This is a genomic window from Pseudomonadota bacterium, from assembly GCA_039028935.1.
Lineage (GTDB): Bacteria > Pseudomonadota > Gammaproteobacteria > Steroidobacterales > SZUA-146 > SZUA-146.
In genome coordinates this window covers 1-17221 of the sequence record JBCCHD010000059.1, presented here as the reverse complement: position 1 = coordinate 17221, position 17221 = coordinate 1, and the positions used below count along the sequence as shown (strand labels likewise).

Sequence of the window (17221 nt, the reverse complement as noted above, 5' to 3'; positions counted from 1 at the left end):
TCTGACGGCACACATACACTCAGTGGATCCACCATCTTCGTGGCGCATGAACCGGTCATCAGAATCAACACCCATAATATAACTGAAAAAATTTTACCGAACGCGCGACACATAACTACAAATATGCGGAGTTGTTCTTCATAACGATAATCTACCACGTAAATAATTCGTTATTAAGAAAAGGTCGCCATAAAAAAACCCGGCCGATGTCTCCATAGGCCGGGCGTTTGCTGAGTGAGTCGCGATTACGGTCCGCAACTGGCCAAGGCGCTCGGTCCTGGTGGATTCAAGAAGCGGGCCTGGAATTGCGAAATATCGATAAAGTTGACCACGCCATCGCCATTGATATCGGTGTCAAGATCGCCCGTGGCCAGGAAGTCCGCGGTCATGGCCGATAGGTCAATGAAGTTGGTGACGCAATCATTGTTGAAATCAAAATCGCACACGTTGCCGAAGCCATCACCATTGGTGTCGCGCTGATCGGCGTTGGCGTCGAGCTGGCAGTTGTCGAGTGTGTCGGTAACGCCATCACCGTCGTTGTCTCCAACGGTTTCCCATGTGAAGTTCACAGTGGACTGTTGGCCGGTCGCAGTGGTCGCGACGTCGAGCGTTACAACGTACTGACCACCCAACCCAGCGGTGGTGCCCGCAATCACACCACTCGCGGTATCGATCGTTAAACCCACGGGCAGTCCCGTTGCCGAGTAGGTCAAAGCACCGGCGTTGTTGTCTCGCGCGGTGATGCCAAGATTGACGATATCGCCCACGTTGTTGAACTGATTACCGGGGTTCAATAGGTAGGGTGGGAATTCACCGTCGGGGGCAACAGCCGCCGTTTCGGCGTCATCGATTTGCAACACATAGCTCGCGAGGTTGGCGAGGCTGCCGGCATCGAGTGACGCGACGTCGAAGCCAACGGTGGCCAGATTGGTGTGCGCCACAATGGCGTCCTGCACGGTCGCAGCCGAGCCGTCGTGCAAGTACGGTGCGCCATGCCACAATCCACGAAGCGTGGGTGTGTCGAGGCCCCCGTCCACCAGCGGCGAGCCCAATCGCCCGCCCGTGTCGGCATCCACCGTGCCGATGTTGTGGAAGAAGCCACCCAGCGGACTGTCCGTGAACTCGGCGTTGGCATGGCAGCGACTGCAATTGGCGCTCGCGAAAAGCAGCTTGCCGGCTTCGCCGTCGGTGCTCAGTGCGCCGTCGCTCGCGCGCTCAGGACTGTCGCCAACCGAGGTGAGCGTGGCGGTGTAGCCCGCCAGCGCGTCCAGATCCACGTTGAGGCCGCTTTTGGGCACACCCAGCGTGTCTTCGGTTAGCAGGAAGTCTTCATTGGACAGCAAGCCCGTGCCGTCAAACACGCCGCGTATGTCGTTTTCGAAGTCGTGAATTTCATCGAAGTTCGCGGTCCAGTGCACAAAGCCATGCCCGACGCCAAAACGGCCGCGCAGGTCGATGGTGTTGCGCAACCCTTCCCCGCCGTCGGAGAAATCCCACGTGCGACCGTCGTGACCCGCGTCGTCGTGACACGTGGCGCACGCGATGTACGCCTGCGAACTTAGGCGGGAGTCGAACGCGTCGAAGAAGAGTTTCTTGCCCGTGAGGATAAACGGCGGCAGCACTTCGGCCACAACCGTGTTCACCGTCACGCCGAGCTCGATACTGTTTTCGATGCCTTGCATGAGGTTGCTCGCGTCATACACACCCACCGAACGATCGAGATAGTTGTGTACATAAAGCGTTTCGCCGTTGGGGGACAACGCCACGCCGCGCGGTGTGACGCCCGCGGTGCGGGTGACGATGATTTGGTTAGCGTAGACATCAAGCACGTGGATCGAACGGCTGCCTTCGTGCACAAGATACAAGTGATTGCCATTTGGACCGAACGCCGCGGCCGATGGTTGGCTGTTGTCGTCAAAATCAAACCGTTCGCCGATGAGCTCTTGCTGTCCGGTCATGTCTAGCCGTGAGAGCAAGCTGCGCACAAGGCGGTCGTGCTCACGGGCGTTGCCGTCACGGAATGCGCCGCGATAGATGTTGCTGATGTTAGCAGGCACCACGCCAATGGCCGCGTCTCGCGACAGCGCCGCCCCCATTACATAGTTGGGCACGCCACGCGAGGAGTCCTGCGTGTCGATGACGTCGTTATAGGCCAGTACTAGCGTGTTCAGAACGGTCATGCCACCGGTGTCCACGCGCGCCACCTCGCCCCCGCCGGACGTGGCGACAGAGCGCGTGCTCTCACCGGGCACGGGACCTGTGATAAAGCGCGACACGTACAATTCGCTTGCGTCGGCGTTGAGCGCCAGGTCGCGCGGTCGAAAGCCCATATCCAGCGCGCCGTCAATTAATGTCGTGGATAGATCCACTTTGACCACCCGCTCTTCTTGCATGAGCGACACATAGGCGAAACTGCCGTCCGCCGCCGTCACAATCGAATGAGGCGCCGCACCGTAATCAAAACTCATGGCGGATGTCGCCGATAGTGTGTCGGTGTTGATCGCCGAGATGTCGTGTGAATCGCGATTGACCACCCACAGCGTGTTGACGTCGACCTGTGCCAGCCGCGTGGGCGCACTGCCCACCGCAATTTCTTGCACAAACGTATTGTCCGAGGCGTTGATGGCCGTCACCGAATTGTTGTCGGTATTGACGGTCCAGATCAGATCATCAAGCCCATCTCGCTCTTGATACACAATGGTACTGGACGACACGGGTTTGCCGGCAGTAAGCGCCGCGTGCACATTCTGGAAAAACACAAACTGGTCGGTGCCGGCCGAATCGGTGAGCGTGACCGTCACCTGGTATCGTCCAGGCGCCGCAAACGTATAGTCGAGCGTGCGACTCGTGCCGGTGTTGGCCGAGCCTCCGTCGCTGATGCTCCATGAATACTCCGGTGCAACCCCGCCGGACACCACCACTTCCATCGTGCCCTGAATGCCGGCCTGCATGATGGTCGGCACGATGCCCGTAAACTCCACAACTGCCGGTGGCGCGTCGTTGATGTAAATCGCGTAGCGCCCTTCGTGCGCAAACACCAAGTCTTGGTTGCCGTCGATGTTGACATCCGTAATGACCACATCGTACGACTCTTCGGTGCGCCACTCCGGATCGGCAAACACCAAAAAGTCGCCACTGAAGTTGCCGTCGTTAATCACCATCTCATTGAGCTCGTTACGCGGATCGGGATTTAAGCCTGTGCCCAACATTTCGATACTCGACATGATGTAGTCCGGATCACCGTCATTGTCGAGATCCCGAATAAACGCAAAACCGTGTTTGCCGTTGTCACCGATCATGTCGGCGTCAAACCGCCGTACGAAATCGATAAAGTCCCCGGTCATCGAGCCTCGACTCATAAACGCGGTGGGACTGAAGTTGTCGGCGTAGACACGCATATCCACCATGTTGTCGCCGTTAAAGTCGGCGCCAATCGGCATGTAAGTGAGATTGGCCAGATCCAAATCCTGGATGCCACTGTCTGGGAAATTCCCCATGCCATCGTTGTAAAACACCGACTGCCGGTTTTCCGAGCCATAGATACCGATGATATCGACGTCGCCGTCATTCTCGACATCGAACAGTTGTATTTTGGCAACCTGATCCAACACGCCCGGACCCAGCCGTGTATTGGTTTCGTTCGTGAACACGCCGGTGCCGTCGTTGATAAGCACATTGCGCGTGCCGTTGCTTCGAAGCAAAATAAAATCGGCGTCGTTGTCGTTATCGATGTCCGCGGTTTCGACCATCGTGACATTGGTCGAACCGACCGTCACCGTCGAACCGCCGTCAAACCCCAGCCACGTGCCGGCGCTTTCTCCGTTATTGAGATAAAGCGCCGGTGAATTCGACAGTCGACCGAAAAACAAATCCTTCCATCCGTCGTTATTCACATCGACAATCTCAACATCGTAACTGTTGTTGCCGAGCGCCGTGCCGCCGAACAAGGCTTCGCTGTTGGTCAATATGCCGTTCAGATTCAAGAACAGTCGCGGCACATCGCTACGACGCGCCACGACAATGTCCTCGACTCCGTCGTTATTCACGTCACCCAGCGCCAGTTTTTTAACGCGCGTGTCGCTCACGGCGGCACCCGCCAAGTTCAGATGCGACGCCGTACGCTCCTCAAAGATCGGTTCCGCCTGCGTCGTTAGCGCAAACACAATCGAAAGAACAAACCCCAGGCGCACTGTGGCCTGGATAGAAAATGATGATGTCATGGCAGCCCCTTGATCCCCATCAGAGACAGCGCGAGTGCAACGTGCTTGAGTCGCCCAACTCACGCATCATTATGTGTTGTCATCGCGCACCATCGTGATACCCGTGCGCGCGCTGCCACCACTGTAACAAATTTTTTGCACGAGCCCGTCAAATGCCCCGATTGGCGCATTGCAACGTGACAAGCGATGGGGTGTTGGTGTGGCAAAAAGCGGCACTCGCCTAGGGCTTGACCTGGCAACTCAACGCTCGACTCACGCCCGATTGCGCCCAGAGACGACTTGGCACGTCATGAATGAGCGATATTCCTACACATACAGGCGGTGAGTGGCTTTGCCAGTTAACAACGCGATCGTTGAGCCGACCGCTAGGGAGACTGGCCGAGCATCATGAGGGAGTGGGCGCCTGTTGACTGCCAACATGCGCACGAATTCGAACAATCGGCGCATCGCGCACGATTGAGACTGAGCGCCCGCGAGAAGGCGAACGATTCACCCAACACACCCGAACTGAACAGGGCGCGACCACGACAACGCGTCGCGCCCGGTCGGAGGCCGTGCGACCCTTAATCGAGCTCGCAGAAACAGTTGAGGTACAGATGCCCAGGGTCGTTAAAGTGCGACAAGGCTTCGATATCATCCGCCAGATCTCGCAACACATACGACTGCATAATGTCGCTTAAGCTGGTGCGTGTATCGCGTGCGCTCACTTCATCCGACCACGTCGCCATACGCGTCGAGAACATTAAGGTGAGCTGCTCTTCGAACGTCAGTTCACGTTCAATGTATTGCACGTTGAACTCTTCCCCCAGACCAGCCAGCTGTGCAGCCGACTCCAGACCATCGTTGAGCGTGCCCATGCGATCAACCAAACCGCGCGCCTGCGCATCCGCACCCGACCACACGCGACCGCGCGCAATCTTGTCCACGTCCTCTACCGACATGTTGCGTGAGCGCGCCACGTTTTCAATAAACTGCCGATAACCGTATTCCATGCTGTTTTGCAAAATGGTTTTGACGTCATCCGACAAGGCGCGGTCCAGGCGGAATCCACTGACCGGTGTGGTGCCCACACCATCGACATTCACGCCGGCACGCGCGAGCGTGCGCTGAAAGGTTGGAATAAACGCACCGATACCGATCGAGCCGGTAATGGTCGTGGGACTGGCCCAAATTTCGTCGGCCTCCATCGCCAGCCAGTAGCCGCCCGATGCCGCGACCGAACTCATCACCGCCACAAACGGTCGGCCAGAGTCTTTAAAGAGCTGCAGTTCTCGCTGAGCGATTTCAGACGCAAATTTAGAGCCGCCGCCGCTATTGATGTACAGCACGAGCGCTTTGACCGACTCGTCATCGCGGGCTTTTCGAATCAGATGCGCCAGCGAATCGCCGCCGATGGTGCCCGGTGGTTGATCGCCGTCCATGATGTTACCCGAGGCCACAATCACGCCCACCGACTCCGCGCCCGGCAGGGTCACCGGCTCGCCCAGCAACGCCAGGTAATCCTCAAAACCGATGCGCTTGTACGTTTTGCTGTCTTCGTCCTCCTGCACTTCGCTGAGCACGCGCTCATTGAACTCATCGCGCTGGAGCACGTCATCAATGATGCCCGCCTCGATGGCAGGCATGGTCATGCTGCCCTGACTACCTGAAATCAGGCTGGCGATGTTATTGGCATAGTTGCTCACGGTCTCGGCGTCAATTCCACGAGCCTCGGCGACCTCGTTGAGGTAAACGTCCCACAGTTGATTCATCCACACCAAACTGGAAGCACGGTCTTCGGGGGACATGCTATTGCGAAAATACGGCTCGACGAACGATTTGTATTCCCCCACTTTGAACACATTCCAGTCAATCGACAGGTTGTCGATCGCGTCTTTGTAAAAACGACGGAAGCGCCCAAAACCATCGAGCACCACACCACCCGATGGATGCATGTACACTTCGTCGGCTCGCGCAGCAAGAAAATACTGCCCCTGGGTAAAGAAGTCGCCGTAGGCGAACACCTTTTTGCCTGACGTCTTAAAGTCGTCAATGGCATCGGCCACAAGCTGCAGATTGGTCATGCCCGCGCCCGCCATGCCACCGAGCTTGAGCACCACCGCATTGATTCGGTCGTCGTCTTTGGCCTCTTCAAGGGCCCGCAGCAGATCACGCACCCGCGTCTGCGCGTCGGCGCGCCCGGTCAAGCTATCGAGCGACCGCTGCACGGGGTCACCAGACAATTGATTGACCAAGGGTCCTTGCGGGTTGAGCAACAGCGCCGAGCCCGACTGGAGATTGATCTTATCGCCGCCGGTCAGCGCACTGACGAGCACAAAAAAGAGCACCAGCATCACCAAAAAATGCATGCTCTTGCGAAACCAATCGAGACCTTTTCCTACGCCTTTAAACACACTTGCGACTGCAGACATGACTTCCTCGTTATGTTCGTTACTTAAACCAAATGGACAACGCGGGCACAAACGTGATGAACAACACCGCAACTAGCAAGATTAACAAAAACGGCAGCGTCGCGGCGTACACGCGCATAATGGGCGTATCAAAGCGATAGCTGGCGATAAATAAATTAAGCCCGACGGGGGGTGTGAGATACCCAAGCTGCATCGTGGCCAAAAACAAAATACCCAAATGCAACGGATCGACGCCATATTGCGCGGCGATGGGCAGCACCAGCGGCACCACCAGCACAATGGCCGAGAAGATATCCAAGATAGCGCCGAGGATGAGTAGAAACACAAGCAGATACAGTAAGAAACTAATGCGCCCAGCCACGTGTGACTCGGTGAACGCAAACAGCTTCTCTGGAATACCCGCATCGATCATGTAATTGGTGGACGCAAACGACACGCCGAGAATCAGCAAGATGCCGCCCACCAACATCATTGACTCGCGCGCGATGCCCGGCAGCTCGCCGAAAGCGATTTCTCGGCGAATGAACACCTCAACGACAATCACGTAGAGCGCCGTAACAGCGGCCGCCTCCGATACCGCGAGCAATCCAGAATAAATGCCGCCCAACACAATAAACGGCAACGGAAGCTCAAGGGCGGATTCTTTCAACGCGGCGAGCACGTCACTGCCTGAAAAACTGCTCAACGACTCGCGTTTGTCGCGCTGGGTCCACATACAGTACGCCGCGAGTAGCACCAACATTAAAACACCGGGCACCGCACCGGCTAAGAACAGGTCGTCGATCGGCTGTTTGGCCACCACACCATACAAAATGATGGGTAGCGATGGCGCGAACAACAGGCCGAGGCTACCGCCGGAGGTAACCAAACCCAAATTGAACTGATCATCGTGACCCGCCTGTTGGAGCGCGGGATACAATATCGCGCCGAGGGCGATAATTGTCACACCCGACGCGCCCGTAAAGGCGGTGAAAAACGCACAGGCCGCCAGCGCCACGATCGGCAGTCCGCCTGGCACCCAACCCAGCAGTGCGCGGGTAAATCGGACCAGTCGCCCGGGCGCATCGCTTTCGCTCAATATATAGCCGGCGAGTGTAAACAGCGGGATGGCGAGGAGGATCGGCGTCTCGGCAATACTAAATACTTCAACGGGCACCGAGGTGAGGTTGACGTCCTGCCGATAAAAGCCCCAAAGCGCGCTGGCCGCGATGATGACAAACAGCGGCGCGCCTAACAGCGCCAGCACAATGAGAATCAGGCCACTTACGATCATGACGCTGCGTCCGACCGGTCGGCGGTCGCGCTGGAGGGGCCCTGAGGGTCATCGATTCCAAGCAGACGCCGAAACGACCACAACACATAGCGATACGCCATCAGGCCAAAGCCAATCGGTAAGATACTTTGAAACCACCACAGCGGCGAGCTGCCGCCAAACGCCATATCTTCATACTCACGCGTCTCGGCAACAAACATAAAGCTGTAGTACGCCAGCACCGCGCATAGGACTGCGGTGAATAGGTCGACCAGAAAATTAGTCCAGCGTAAAACGCGTGGCGATAGAAAGCGCGACAACACATCAATACGTAAATGGCGATGATCGCGTGATGCGGCAATCGATCCGATCAGTGCCACCCACAACACCGTGAGTCGCAAAAACTCATCCGCCCAGACAAAGCCTGAATTAAAGACGTTGCGCGAGACAATCTGCGACATCGCCACCGTGAGCATCAGCACGAGCATCACCAGCAGCAAGGCGTTTTCAGCCCATCGTCCCACGCGCTCCAGCGCGACAATCGCACCTGGGGCGGCGGGTTTACTCATTCGCTGTTGGCGGCTCGATGGGCGCGTAGGAGCTGCTCCATCTCTTCGAGTTTGTCTTTGGGTACCACGCCATTCTTGGCCATTTCAAACCAGAGTGCGCGCGAGTCTTCTTTGAGCTCGGCCAGCAAACCCGGCGTTGGCTCCACTACTTCAAGGCCGCTACTGCGCAGAGCATCCAGCGCCTTGACGTTATCCACATCGTTTTGAGCATCGAGATTGGCGTAGACCTTTTCAAACACCTCGGAGACTATGACCTGGTCCGTCGCGCTCATGCGATCGAATCGCTTTTTATCCACCACCATCACCGCGTACAAATACGAGACGGGCATCGACGAAATATGGGTCACTTTGGTGTGCCACTGGAGCACCAACGCGCCGATCGCCGACGATCCTATCACATCGATAAGCCCGGTTTGCAGGCCGGTCAGTACGTCAGTCGTCGGTAGCGTGACAGGCGACAGGCCAAACTCTTCCATGGCCGCGTAGCTGATCACGTCCCCTTCCGGCACCCACACACGTTTGCCTTTGAGATCATCCACGCCGCGCACAGGGTAATTGGACATGATTTGAGCAAAGCCACCGGAGGCCAACCCGAATGAGACCATGCCTTTATCGAGCAGTCCCTGTTTGAGATAGTCGTCCATGGCCGCGCGCACCACCGCCACTTCGTCCAAATCGTTAAACACAAACGGCATGCCATAAAGATGCATGCCCGCAAAACGGTCCGCGAGTGAACCCGAGGTAAACGCGCCGCCCTGCAGCTGGCCATTGCGAATCTTGCGCAACACTTTTTTGTCGTTGCCCATTACGCCGCCGCCATAAAACTTAAATGTGACGCGTCCATCGGTGCGCGTCTTGATTTCTTTGGCACCCGCTTTCATTTGATTCATCCAGTCGGAGCCTTCCGGCGCCAGCGTGGCAATCTTATACGTTTGCGCGATCGCGCCCGTTGACACGAGCGTCGTGGCGAGGGCTACTAAAACAGCGGTCAGTCCCGCTTTGCTCCATAAATTTCGCATAGGTGTTCTCTGTATGATTCGTCGTCGTTCCGTTTCGTCGCAGCGCGGCGCTTAAAAGTACTCATCGGCCGTTTCGAGCAGACGTTTAGCCTCATCTTGGGCCATCACGTTGAGCAGAGTGCTAGCACCCTGTGTGGGGTCGGCCCCAAGCACTTCATTAAGCAACCGATCATGCAGCTCACGCTCGTAAACACCGCGAGCGTAAAATCGCGCGTAGCTGACTTTGGCGCTTAGGTCGGTACCGTCGGACAGCGCAATCGCCTGCTTGAAATACGCTTGACCCTTCTCGGGATTGCCACCCAGCGCCGCCGGGCGTATCGAGTTTAAGACCCCAAGATAGAGCGTAATATTTCCTTCCTCATAACCTTCATTGATATCGCCAAGACGGTTGAGCAACGCTTCGGCTTTGGGCAGCTGCGCCAGCACGGCGTAGTCGCTGGCATTTGCCTGCACGAACGCCAGCCAGCTGGTGGCCACACCAAATAGCGATTCGGCGTCTTTGGGACCGCGTTCGGCTAAGAAGGCATTCCAATCATCAAAACTGATCGAGCGGATGTTGCACGCCTCGTCATACTCAATGCACAGCGCCTGCTGCGCGTAGCGCCATGCTCTTGATGTGAGTTTCTGTGCACGCACGTCATCGTTGACAAACACGCTGCCGTAGGCGGAATAGAGCGCCGCCGTGTTGTACAAAATCGCCGGATTCTCCGGATCACCTTGCACAAACGAGTCGAGCATCAGCAAATAGGCCGGGGCGGCCTGGCGCACGGTTTCAGGATCGTCCTGATCCATCATAGATCGAGTTAGGTTGGTCGCAACGCCATCCACCGCGTTGTTGATGATCGACCCACAGCCGGTCAGCGCAAGCCACACCGGCGCGAAGAGCCAGAGCCAATTCGATTTCGTGTTCATAGTTCGGCGCCTTGTCGGGTTCACAGTGCGGTCCGTTTTGCCTAACGGTCGCCGCGTCCATCCATTTGCGGTCATGCGTGCCCTCCCTACGGCCAGCGCCACGATGCAAGTCGGAGCGTTGGAGTTTCCGCGCCGCCGTTAAGTTCCAATAATCAGTCGCTTAAGCCCAATATTACCTGATTCATGCGCTTAACGAACGCGGCCGGATCGGGGAGCTGGCCGCCTTCGGCTAGAATCGCTTGCTCATACAGCAGCGACGCGTAGTCCTTGAAGCGTCCTTTGTCCTCTTCGACACCCATACGCACAATCAGCGGATGGGTGGGATTGATCTCCAGCACCGGCTTGACCGACGGCATAGCCTGGCCGGCCTCTTCAAGCATGCGCTGAAGCAAACCACTCGGTGCGCCTTCCTGAGTCACCACACACGAGGGCGATTCGACCAGACGCTGCGACAAACGCACGTCCTCAACTTTGTCGTTGAGAATCGACTGTACGCGCGCCACCAAATCTTTGTACTGTTCGTCGAGCTGTTTTTGTGCCTCGCCATCCGAGTCACCATCACCGAGGTCGATGTCGCCCTGCGCCACCGACTGAAGCGTCTTACCGTCAAACTCATGCAAATGCGACACCAGCCATTCGTCGATGCGGTCGCCAAGAATCAACACTTCAAAGCCCTTCGCGCGTAGCCCCTCGATATGCGGACTGGCAGCGGCACCTTCTTTCGTCTCACCCACCATGTAGTAGATACGTTCCTGTGCGCTTTTCATGCGACCCACGTAATCCTCGAGTGTGACGGTCTCATCAAGGTGATCGTTGTGCGTGGAAGCAAAGCGCAGCAGTGGCGCGATTCGGTCCTTGTTGCCCATGTCTTCCACCACGCCTTCTTTGAGCACGGCGCCGAACAGGTTCCAAAACTCGGCGTATTTGTCCGCCTCGTTCTTGCTGAGCGACTCAAGTAAACCCAGAATCTTTTTGACTGATCCTGAGCGAATCGCATCCACCACTTTGTTCGACTGCAGAAGCTCCCGCGAGACATTGAGCGGCAAATCGTTTGAGTCGACGAGGCCGCGCACAAAACGCAAATAGCGCGGCAACAGCTGCTCTTTGTCCTCGAGCACAAACACGCGCTGGATAAACAACTTGATACCGTTGCGCTGTTCCCGTTCATACAAGTCAAATGGACGGGCTCCGGGAATGAAAAAGAGCGAGGTGTATTCGTATTTTCCTTCGACACGATTGTGGCTCCACGCCAGCGGCTCATCCATGCCATGGCTGACCGTTTGATACAGGTCTTTGTACTGCTGTTCGTCGATGTCGTTTTTCGGTCGCTGCCATAGTGCGGTCGTGTCGTTAATGGTCTCGACCTCGCCGTCGGCATTCTCAAGCGTGATCGGCACCGCAATATGATCCGAATAGCGCTTCACAATAAAACGCAGTCGCATGGGGTCGGCAAACTCTTTGTCGTCCTCTCGAAGGTGCAATGTGATGCGCGTGCCGCGCTGATCAAAGTCGCTGTCATCCAGCGTGTAATCACCGGTGCCCTCGGAGCTCCAGCGCGTGGCTTCGTCGCTGCCCGCGCGACGGGTATCAACGTCTACGCGCTCGGCAACCACAAACGCCGAATAAAATCCCACGCCGAACTGACCGATCAGCTGCGCATCCTTTTTTTGATCGCCGGTTAAGGCATTGAGGTATTCGCGCGTGCCGCTGCTGGCCACGGTTCCCAAAAACTGGACCACTTCATCGCGCGACATGCCGATGCCATTGTCGGTAATGGTGACCGTGCCGGCTTCCTTGTCGACCGCTAGGGCAATGGTAAAATCCGCGCCCTCCTCGAGCAGTTCAGGCTGCTGCAGCGCCTCAAAGCGCAGCTTGTCGCACGCATCCGATGCGTTGGAAACCAGTTCGCGTAGAAAAATCTCTTTGTTGGAGTACAGCGAGTGAATCATGAGCTTCAAAAGCTGCTTCACTTCGGCCTGAAACGCATGGGTTGTGGTTGTGGTCATAAATCGGTACCTGTGGGTGGGCCGTGGACGAGTAAGGGTTTCGGGCCATTTGACCCAGTTGCCGCGGTCATGGGGGTGACGGCGCCCTTTTTCAAGCCCTACCGGTCCGCATTGATGCGGATTACCACTCTCTTGCTAGGATACGGTCAGGCCGTGAAAAGCGCGTGGAGTCAGCCACTGGTGTGTGGCGATTTAGCGGCGATCGCCACCCAAAAAAAACAGCGGGCATTAAGCCCGCTGTCCAATGTGAAAAAATCAGGAGGGAGACTCAGATCTTTTCTTTGATCCGCGCTGCTTTACCCGTGCGCTCACGGAGGTAATACAGCTTGGCACGGCGCACATCGCCGCGACGTTTCACTTCGATCGAACTGATCACCGGGCTGTGCGTTTGGAACACACGCTCAACGCCCTCTCCGTGCGAGATCTTGCGTACCGTGAACGCCGAGTTAAGGCCGCGATTGCGCTTAGCGATCACCACGCCTTCGTAGGCCTGCAGTCGCTCGCGGTTACCCTCTTTTACTTTCACCTGCACGACGACGGTGTCGCCGGGCGAAAACTCAGGCAGGTCGCTGTTCAGTTGTTCTTTTTCAAGTTCGTCGATGATGTTGGTCATGTCGTTACTTCCTGTGCTAATCGTGCACGCGTTTTGTGTCGTGTTCGTGCTGCGCGATGAACTCATCGAGCAGCGTTTGTTCCTCGTCGCTCAACGTCCGCCTGGCGATCAGGTCGGGCCGTCGAAGCCATGTGCGCCCCAGCGACTGCTGAAGCCGCCAACGCTCAATCTGTTTGTGGTCGCCGCCCAGCAATACCGACGGCACGTTGTGCTCGCCGAGTTGCTCGGGCCGCGTATAGTGCGGGTGATCGAGCAAGCCGTCAACGAACGAGTCGTATTGTGCGGATCGCGCGTCGCCCAAAACGTCCGGCAACAGCCGAACCACACTGTCGATGACCACCATGGCGGCCAATTCGCCGCCGCTTAGCACATAGTCACCAATTGAGAGTTCGTCATCGACGCCCGCATCCATCACGCGCTCGTCAATCCCCTCATATCGCCCCGCCACCAAGATCAATCCTGGCAATCGGGCCAATTCTGCCGCTTTCGCCTGGTCAAATGGCGCCCCTTGGGGCGACATCACCACCACCCGGCTGTCGGGTGCGTGCTGCGCTTTCGCGGCGTCGATCGCCGCCAGCATCGGCTCGGCTTTCATTACCATGCCGGGACCACCGCCATACGGCCGGTCGTCCACCGTGCGGTGCACATCGTGCGTGTACTCACGCGGATTAATCGCGTGGAAGTGCACGGTGCCGCGCTCGATTGCCCGGCTGACGACGCCGCCAGCTTTCAGCGCGTCGAGCATGTCGGGAAACAGCGTAATGCAGGTTATCTGCATGCGGTTGCCCTCCTGTTGCCGGTGGTCAGCATTCCCTTTAAGGATCGCTCACCAGACGGTTGCGCGTTGCGCCCGCCGCCCTAAAAATCCGGATCCCAGTCGACGTGCATCGTGCTCGTCTCCAGATCCACGTTTTTGACGACTTGATCCTGTAGAAACGGCACGAGCCGTTGCTTACCCTGACTGTCGTCAACCACCATCACGTCGTTGGCGCCGGTGGCCATCATGTCTTCGATCACACCCAGCGTTTGGCCTCCAAGAGTGATCATCGTCAGACCGATCAAATCGGTCCAGTAGTACTCATCCTCATCGGTATCAGGCAGCTGAGTGCGATGCACCGCGACCTGTTTTCCTCGAAGTGTCAGTGCCGCATCGCGGTCGTCGACGCCTTCGAATTTCACCACAAGACCTTTTCCTTGCGGTTTGGCCACGTCCACATTGTGTCGTTGCCATTGATGTTCGGTGTTCAAATACCAAGGCGAAAACGCAAGCAAGTTGGTTCTCGGCTCCGTAAACGATGTGACCTTATTAAAGCCTTTAATGCCGTGCGCGGTACCGATCTGGCCCACCACCACAAACTGTTCGGTGCCGTCGGGCGCACGGTTATCGTCGCGTCGGCTCATGCGGAGGCCCGTCGCGCCGCGTGCGGCGACGAATTAGGCGCTCGCCTTGGCCTTGGCGTCTTTCTTGAGCAGGTAGCTCACACGCTCACTGACCTGAGCGCCCTGGCTCACCCAGTGTTGAGCACGCTCGGCGTCGACGTTGAGGCCCTGCTCGCCACCGCGCGCAAACGGGTTGTAGTAACCCAAGCGCTCAATGTAGCGGCCATCACGACGGTTGCGGCTGTCCGTAACAACAATGTGGTAAAACGGCTTTTTCTTGGCGCCGCCTCGAGACAAACGAATGGTAACCATGCTTTTTCAATCCAAAAAACGTACAAAACGCCCGCGGCGCTTGACGACGCGGGCTGACAGACCGGGGATTGTACGGCAAATCTCAGAAAAGTGAAGCATTATTGCGCTGCGATGAGCGTTTCTTTTGGGGGCAATCCGGGCACCCGGCACCCCGCATCGCCGCCCGCCCGCGGCGGTCTCCAGGACACCCTCCGGCGGTGGCGCTAAACTGCGAAATATCACTATGTAATTCAGTTATTTATTGCAATATTATAGCGCATGGTAGGGCCTCTAGTGCCAAGGCGACGCATAACGGGCCTCAACTTTTCCACACTAGCGGCGGCCCATGCCCGGCGGCATGCGACCCTGCAGCGCCCGCATCATGCCTTTCATACCGCCTTTGGAGAACTTCTTCATCATTTTGGCCATTTGCAACTGTTGCTTTATGAGGCGATTAACGTCCTGCACCTGCAGGCCTGCGCCTTGGGCGATGCGTCGCTTGCGCGAGCCGTTAATGAGCTTAGGAAACTTGCGCTCACGCGGTGTCATAGAATTGATCAGCGCAATCTGATGCTTGATCGCTTTGTCGTCCGCGGCCGCCGCGGCCTGTGGCGGCAGTTGGCCCGCGCCAGGCAATTTATCGAGCATCGCCGCCATCCCGCCCATGTTGAGCATTTGCTTAAGTTGCGAGCGTAAGTCACTAAAATCAAAAGCCTTACCTTTTTTGAGTTTGCGCGCTAGTCGCGTGGCTTCATCCTGATCAACTTTCTCTTGTACTTCTTCAACCAGGCTGACCACATCGCCCATGCCTAAGATGCGGCTGGCTACGCGCTCGGGATAAAACGGCTCTAGCGCGTCGATTTTCTCACCGCTACCCAAAAATTTAATGGGCTTGCCGGTCACATGCCGGACCGACAGGGCCGCGCCCCCACGCGCGTCGCCGTCGGTTTTAGTGAGGATCACACCAGTTAGCGGTAGGGCGTCATTAAAGGCTTTGGCCGCCACCACGGCGTCTTGTCCGGCCATGGCGTCCACCACAAATAGCGTCTCGACCGGGTGACTGACCTCATGAACGCCCTGCACCTCGCCCATCAACGTGTCATCGACATGCAATCGCCCCGCCGTATCGACAATTACCACATCCATCGACAGGCGCTTGCCCTCGGCCACCGCGAGCTGTGCGATGTCGGCGGCACGCTGATCCGTGGAGCTGCTCATAAACGTGGCGCCCACCTGCTCGGCGAGACGCTCAAGCTGTAAAATGGCCGCCGGCCGGTAAATGTCCGCACTGACCAGCATAACTTTCTTTTTGTGTTTCTCGATCAAAAAACGAGCGAGCTTGCCCGCCGTGGTGGTCTTACCCGCCCCCTGCAAACCCGCCAACAGCACGACAGCAGGCGGCTGCACGCTGAGATTGAGCGACTCATTCGCCTGCCCCATTACCCGGATAAGTTCGTCATTAACCAGTTTGATAAACGCCTGTCCCGGCGTCAGGCTTTTGCTGAACTCCGTGCCGAGCGCCTGTTCTTTGAGCACACTCATCATGTCCTTCACGACCGGCAGCGCCACATCGGCCTCCAGTAGGGCCATGCGTACCTGCCGCAGCGCGTCCTGAATATTCTCCTCGGATAAGCGCCCTTTCCCGCGCAGATTGCCGACAACACCGCCTAGCCGTTCTGAAAGATTCTCAAACATGATGACCTCGTCGTTCGTTGAGGCGGCAGTATACCGCGTCGCAACAGGCGCTTCACTGCCCTGGCTCAGAGGTGCCCCCCAGGCAGGACACAGGACAGTCACTCACCCCTTTTGAGGTCGCGACACGAGGTCGCGACACCGGACCGCGACACCGGACAGTCACTCTCTTGGTCACTCTTTTGGGGCCACCGACACCGGACAGTCACACCTCGAGGGCCACAAGGCGGGGCGACGGGGGTGGTGATGCTGCATAGCAATAGTCAATCGGCCGCCTATCGACCCAGCCGCGGACAGTCACAATCGAGGGGACAGTCACCATGGGCATCGGGTGGCACAAAACCCATCCCTGTACGTCGTTTCATTAGTCACTTATCTGTGCTAATTTCGTCGTAATTGCCGCTTTTTGCAGAGCCTTTTCGTGGTTCAACCTGCTGATTGTTCAACCAAATCCAAGGCCCAACCCGCCGTCGTTACGACCGCGGGGGGCCTGTCGCGGGCAAGCGTGTTTCACCTCATCGCGGTGTGGGCAATCGGCATTGCACCGTTTGCTCACGCACAAACCGATGCCTCGGGCGGCTGGCCGCTCGCCGCACACATCGTGTTTTCGATTGTGGCCTTTTTACTCTTTGCCCAAGCCGCGGTGTTGGCGCTCGCCGTCACCTGGAAAGAAGGACAAATCCGAAGTGGCCAAGTCTCGTCATTGGCTCAAAAGCTGCCATCCATTTTGATGCTCGAGCACGGCTTATTCACGTCAATCAAAGTGGGCTTCGTCACGCTCACACTGTCGATTTTTAGCGGAATGATTTTCATTCGCGATATTAGTGCCCAACACCTCACCCATAAGACCGTATTG

Annotated in this window: 13 protein-coding genes; 1 reads left to right on the top strand and 12 read right to left on the bottom strand. The window is 57.2% G+C overall.

Annotated elements, in window-relative coordinates:
• Nucleotides 1-245: 245 nt before the first annotated feature.
• The 12 genes from AAF465_16540 to ffh form a co-directional block, all read right to left on the bottom strand.
• Complete coding sequence (locus tag AAF465_16540; GenBank protein ID MEM7084338.1) at nt 246-4220, bottom strand: FG-GAP-like repeat-containing protein; 3975 nt, start codon at nt 4218-4220, stop codon at nt 246-248.
• Between the two features lie 563 nt (nt 4221-4783).
• Nucleotides 4784-6631 carry a signal peptide peptidase SppA gene (gene sppA, locus AAF465_16535; protein MEM7084337.1) on the bottom strand — a complete coding sequence of 616 codons (1848 nt, stop codon included), beginning with the start codon at nt 6629-6631 and terminating at the stop codon, nt 4784-4786.
• 19 nt (nt 6632-6650) lie between these two features.
• Entirely contained in the window at nt 6651-7904 is a 1254-nt protein-coding gene (locus AAF465_16530) for a TRAP transporter large permease subunit (protein ID MEM7084336.1), read from the bottom strand.
• Complete coding sequence (locus AAF465_16525; GenBank protein ID MEM7084335.1) at nt 7901-8452, bottom strand: TRAP transporter small permease; 552 nt, start codon at nt 8450-8452, stop codon at nt 7901-7903. The genes AAF465_16530 and AAF465_16525 overlap by 4 nt, the downstream gene beginning before the upstream one ends.
• Nucleotides 8449-9471, bottom strand: coding sequence for a TRAP transporter substrate-binding protein DctP (gene dctP, locus AAF465_16520; protein MEM7084334.1), 1023 nt, complete (start codon nt 9469-9471; stop codon nt 8449-8451). The genes AAF465_16525 and dctP overlap by 4 nt, the downstream gene beginning before the upstream one ends.
• A gap of 51 nt (nt 9472-9522) precedes the next feature.
• A complete protein-coding gene (locus tag AAF465_16515; GenBank protein ID MEM7084333.1) occupies nt 9523-10383 on the bottom strand; it encodes a TRAP transporter TatT component family protein in 861 nt (286 codons plus the stop codon).
• A gap of 152 nt (nt 10384-10535) precedes the next feature.
• A complete protein-coding gene (gene htpG / locus AAF465_16510; GenBank protein ID MEM7084332.1) occupies nt 10536-12389 on the bottom strand; it encodes a molecular chaperone HtpG in 1854 nt (617 codons plus the stop codon).
• Nucleotides 12390-12657: 268 nt separating this feature from the next.
• Nucleotides 12658-13002, bottom strand: coding sequence for a 50S ribosomal protein L19 (gene rplS / locus AAF465_16505; protein MEM7084331.1), 345 nt, complete (start codon nt 13000-13002; stop codon nt 12658-12660).
• A gap of 16 nt (nt 13003-13018) precedes the next feature.
• Complete coding sequence (gene trmD / locus AAF465_16500) at nt 13019-13780, bottom strand: tRNA (guanosine(37)-N1)-methyltransferase TrmD (protein MEM7084330.1); 762 nt, start codon at nt 13778-13780, stop codon at nt 13019-13021.
• 80 nt (nt 13781-13860) lie between these two features.
• Complete coding sequence (rimM, locus tag AAF465_16495) at nt 13861-14403, bottom strand: ribosome maturation factor RimM (GenBank protein ID MEM7084329.1); 543 nt, start codon at nt 14401-14403, stop codon at nt 13861-13863.
• A gap of 33 nt (nt 14404-14436) precedes the next feature.
• Nucleotides 14437-14694: a 30S ribosomal protein S16 gene (gene rpsP, locus AAF465_16490; GenBank protein MEM7084328.1), complete on the bottom strand. Its 258-nt coding sequence runs from the start codon at nt 14692-14694 to the stop codon at nt 14437-14439.
• Between the two features lie 312 nt (nt 14695-15006).
• Nucleotides 15007-16368, bottom strand: coding sequence for a signal recognition particle protein (ffh, locus tag AAF465_16485; protein ID MEM7084327.1), 1362 nt, complete (start codon nt 16366-16368; stop codon nt 15007-15009).
• A gap of 502 nt (nt 16369-16870) precedes the next feature.
• Between ffh and ccsA the strand changes: the two genes are divergently transcribed.
• Nucleotides 16871-17221, top strand: a 351-nt coding sequence (gene ccsA / locus AAF465_16480; protein ID MEM7084326.1) for a cytochrome c biogenesis protein CcsA, incomplete at its 3' end; no start/stop codon positions are given.

Coding starts and splice junctions, on each gene's coding strand:
- AAF465_16540 (MEM7084338.1), bottom strand. CDS start 4,220: ATGACATCATCATTTTCTATCCAGGCCACAGTGCGCCTGGGGTTTGTT.
- sppA (MEM7084337.1), bottom strand. CDS start 6,631: ATGTCTGCAGTCGCAAGTGTGTTTAAAGGCGTAGGAAAAGGTCTCGAT.
- AAF465_16530 (MEM7084336.1), bottom strand. CDS start 7,904: ATGATCGTAAGTGGCCTGATTCTCATTGTGCTGGCGCTGTTAGGCGCG.
- AAF465_16525 (MEM7084335.1), bottom strand. CDS start 8,452: ATGAGTAAACCCGCCGCCCCAGGTGCGATTGTCGCGCTGGAGCGCGTG.
- dctP (MEM7084334.1), bottom strand. CDS start 9,471: ATGCGAAATTTATGGAGCAAAGCGGGACTGACCGCTGTTTTAGTAGCC.
- AAF465_16515 (MEM7084333.1), bottom strand. CDS start 10,383: ATGAACACGAAATCGAATTGGCTCTGGCTCTTCGCGCCGGTGTGGCTT.
- htpG (MEM7084332.1), bottom strand. CDS start 12,389: ATGACCACAACCACAACCCATGCGTTTCAGGCCGAAGTGAAGCAGCTT.
- rplS (MEM7084331.1), bottom strand. CDS start 13,002: ATGACCAACATCATCGACGAACTTGAAAAAGAACAACTGAACAGCGAC.
- trmD (MEM7084330.1), bottom strand. CDS start 13,780: ATGCAGATAACCTGCATTACGCTGTTTCCCGACATGCTCGACGCGCTG.
- rimM (MEM7084329.1), bottom strand. CDS start 14,403: ATGAGCCGACGCGACGATAACCGTGCGCCCGACGGCACCGAACAGTTT.
- rpsP (MEM7084328.1), bottom strand. CDS start 14,694: ATGGTTACCATTCGTTTGTCTCGAGGCGGCGCCAAGAAAAAGCCGTTT.
- ffh (MEM7084327.1), bottom strand. CDS start 16,368: ATGTTTGAGAATCTTTCAGAACGGCTAGGCGGTGTTGTCGGCAATCTG.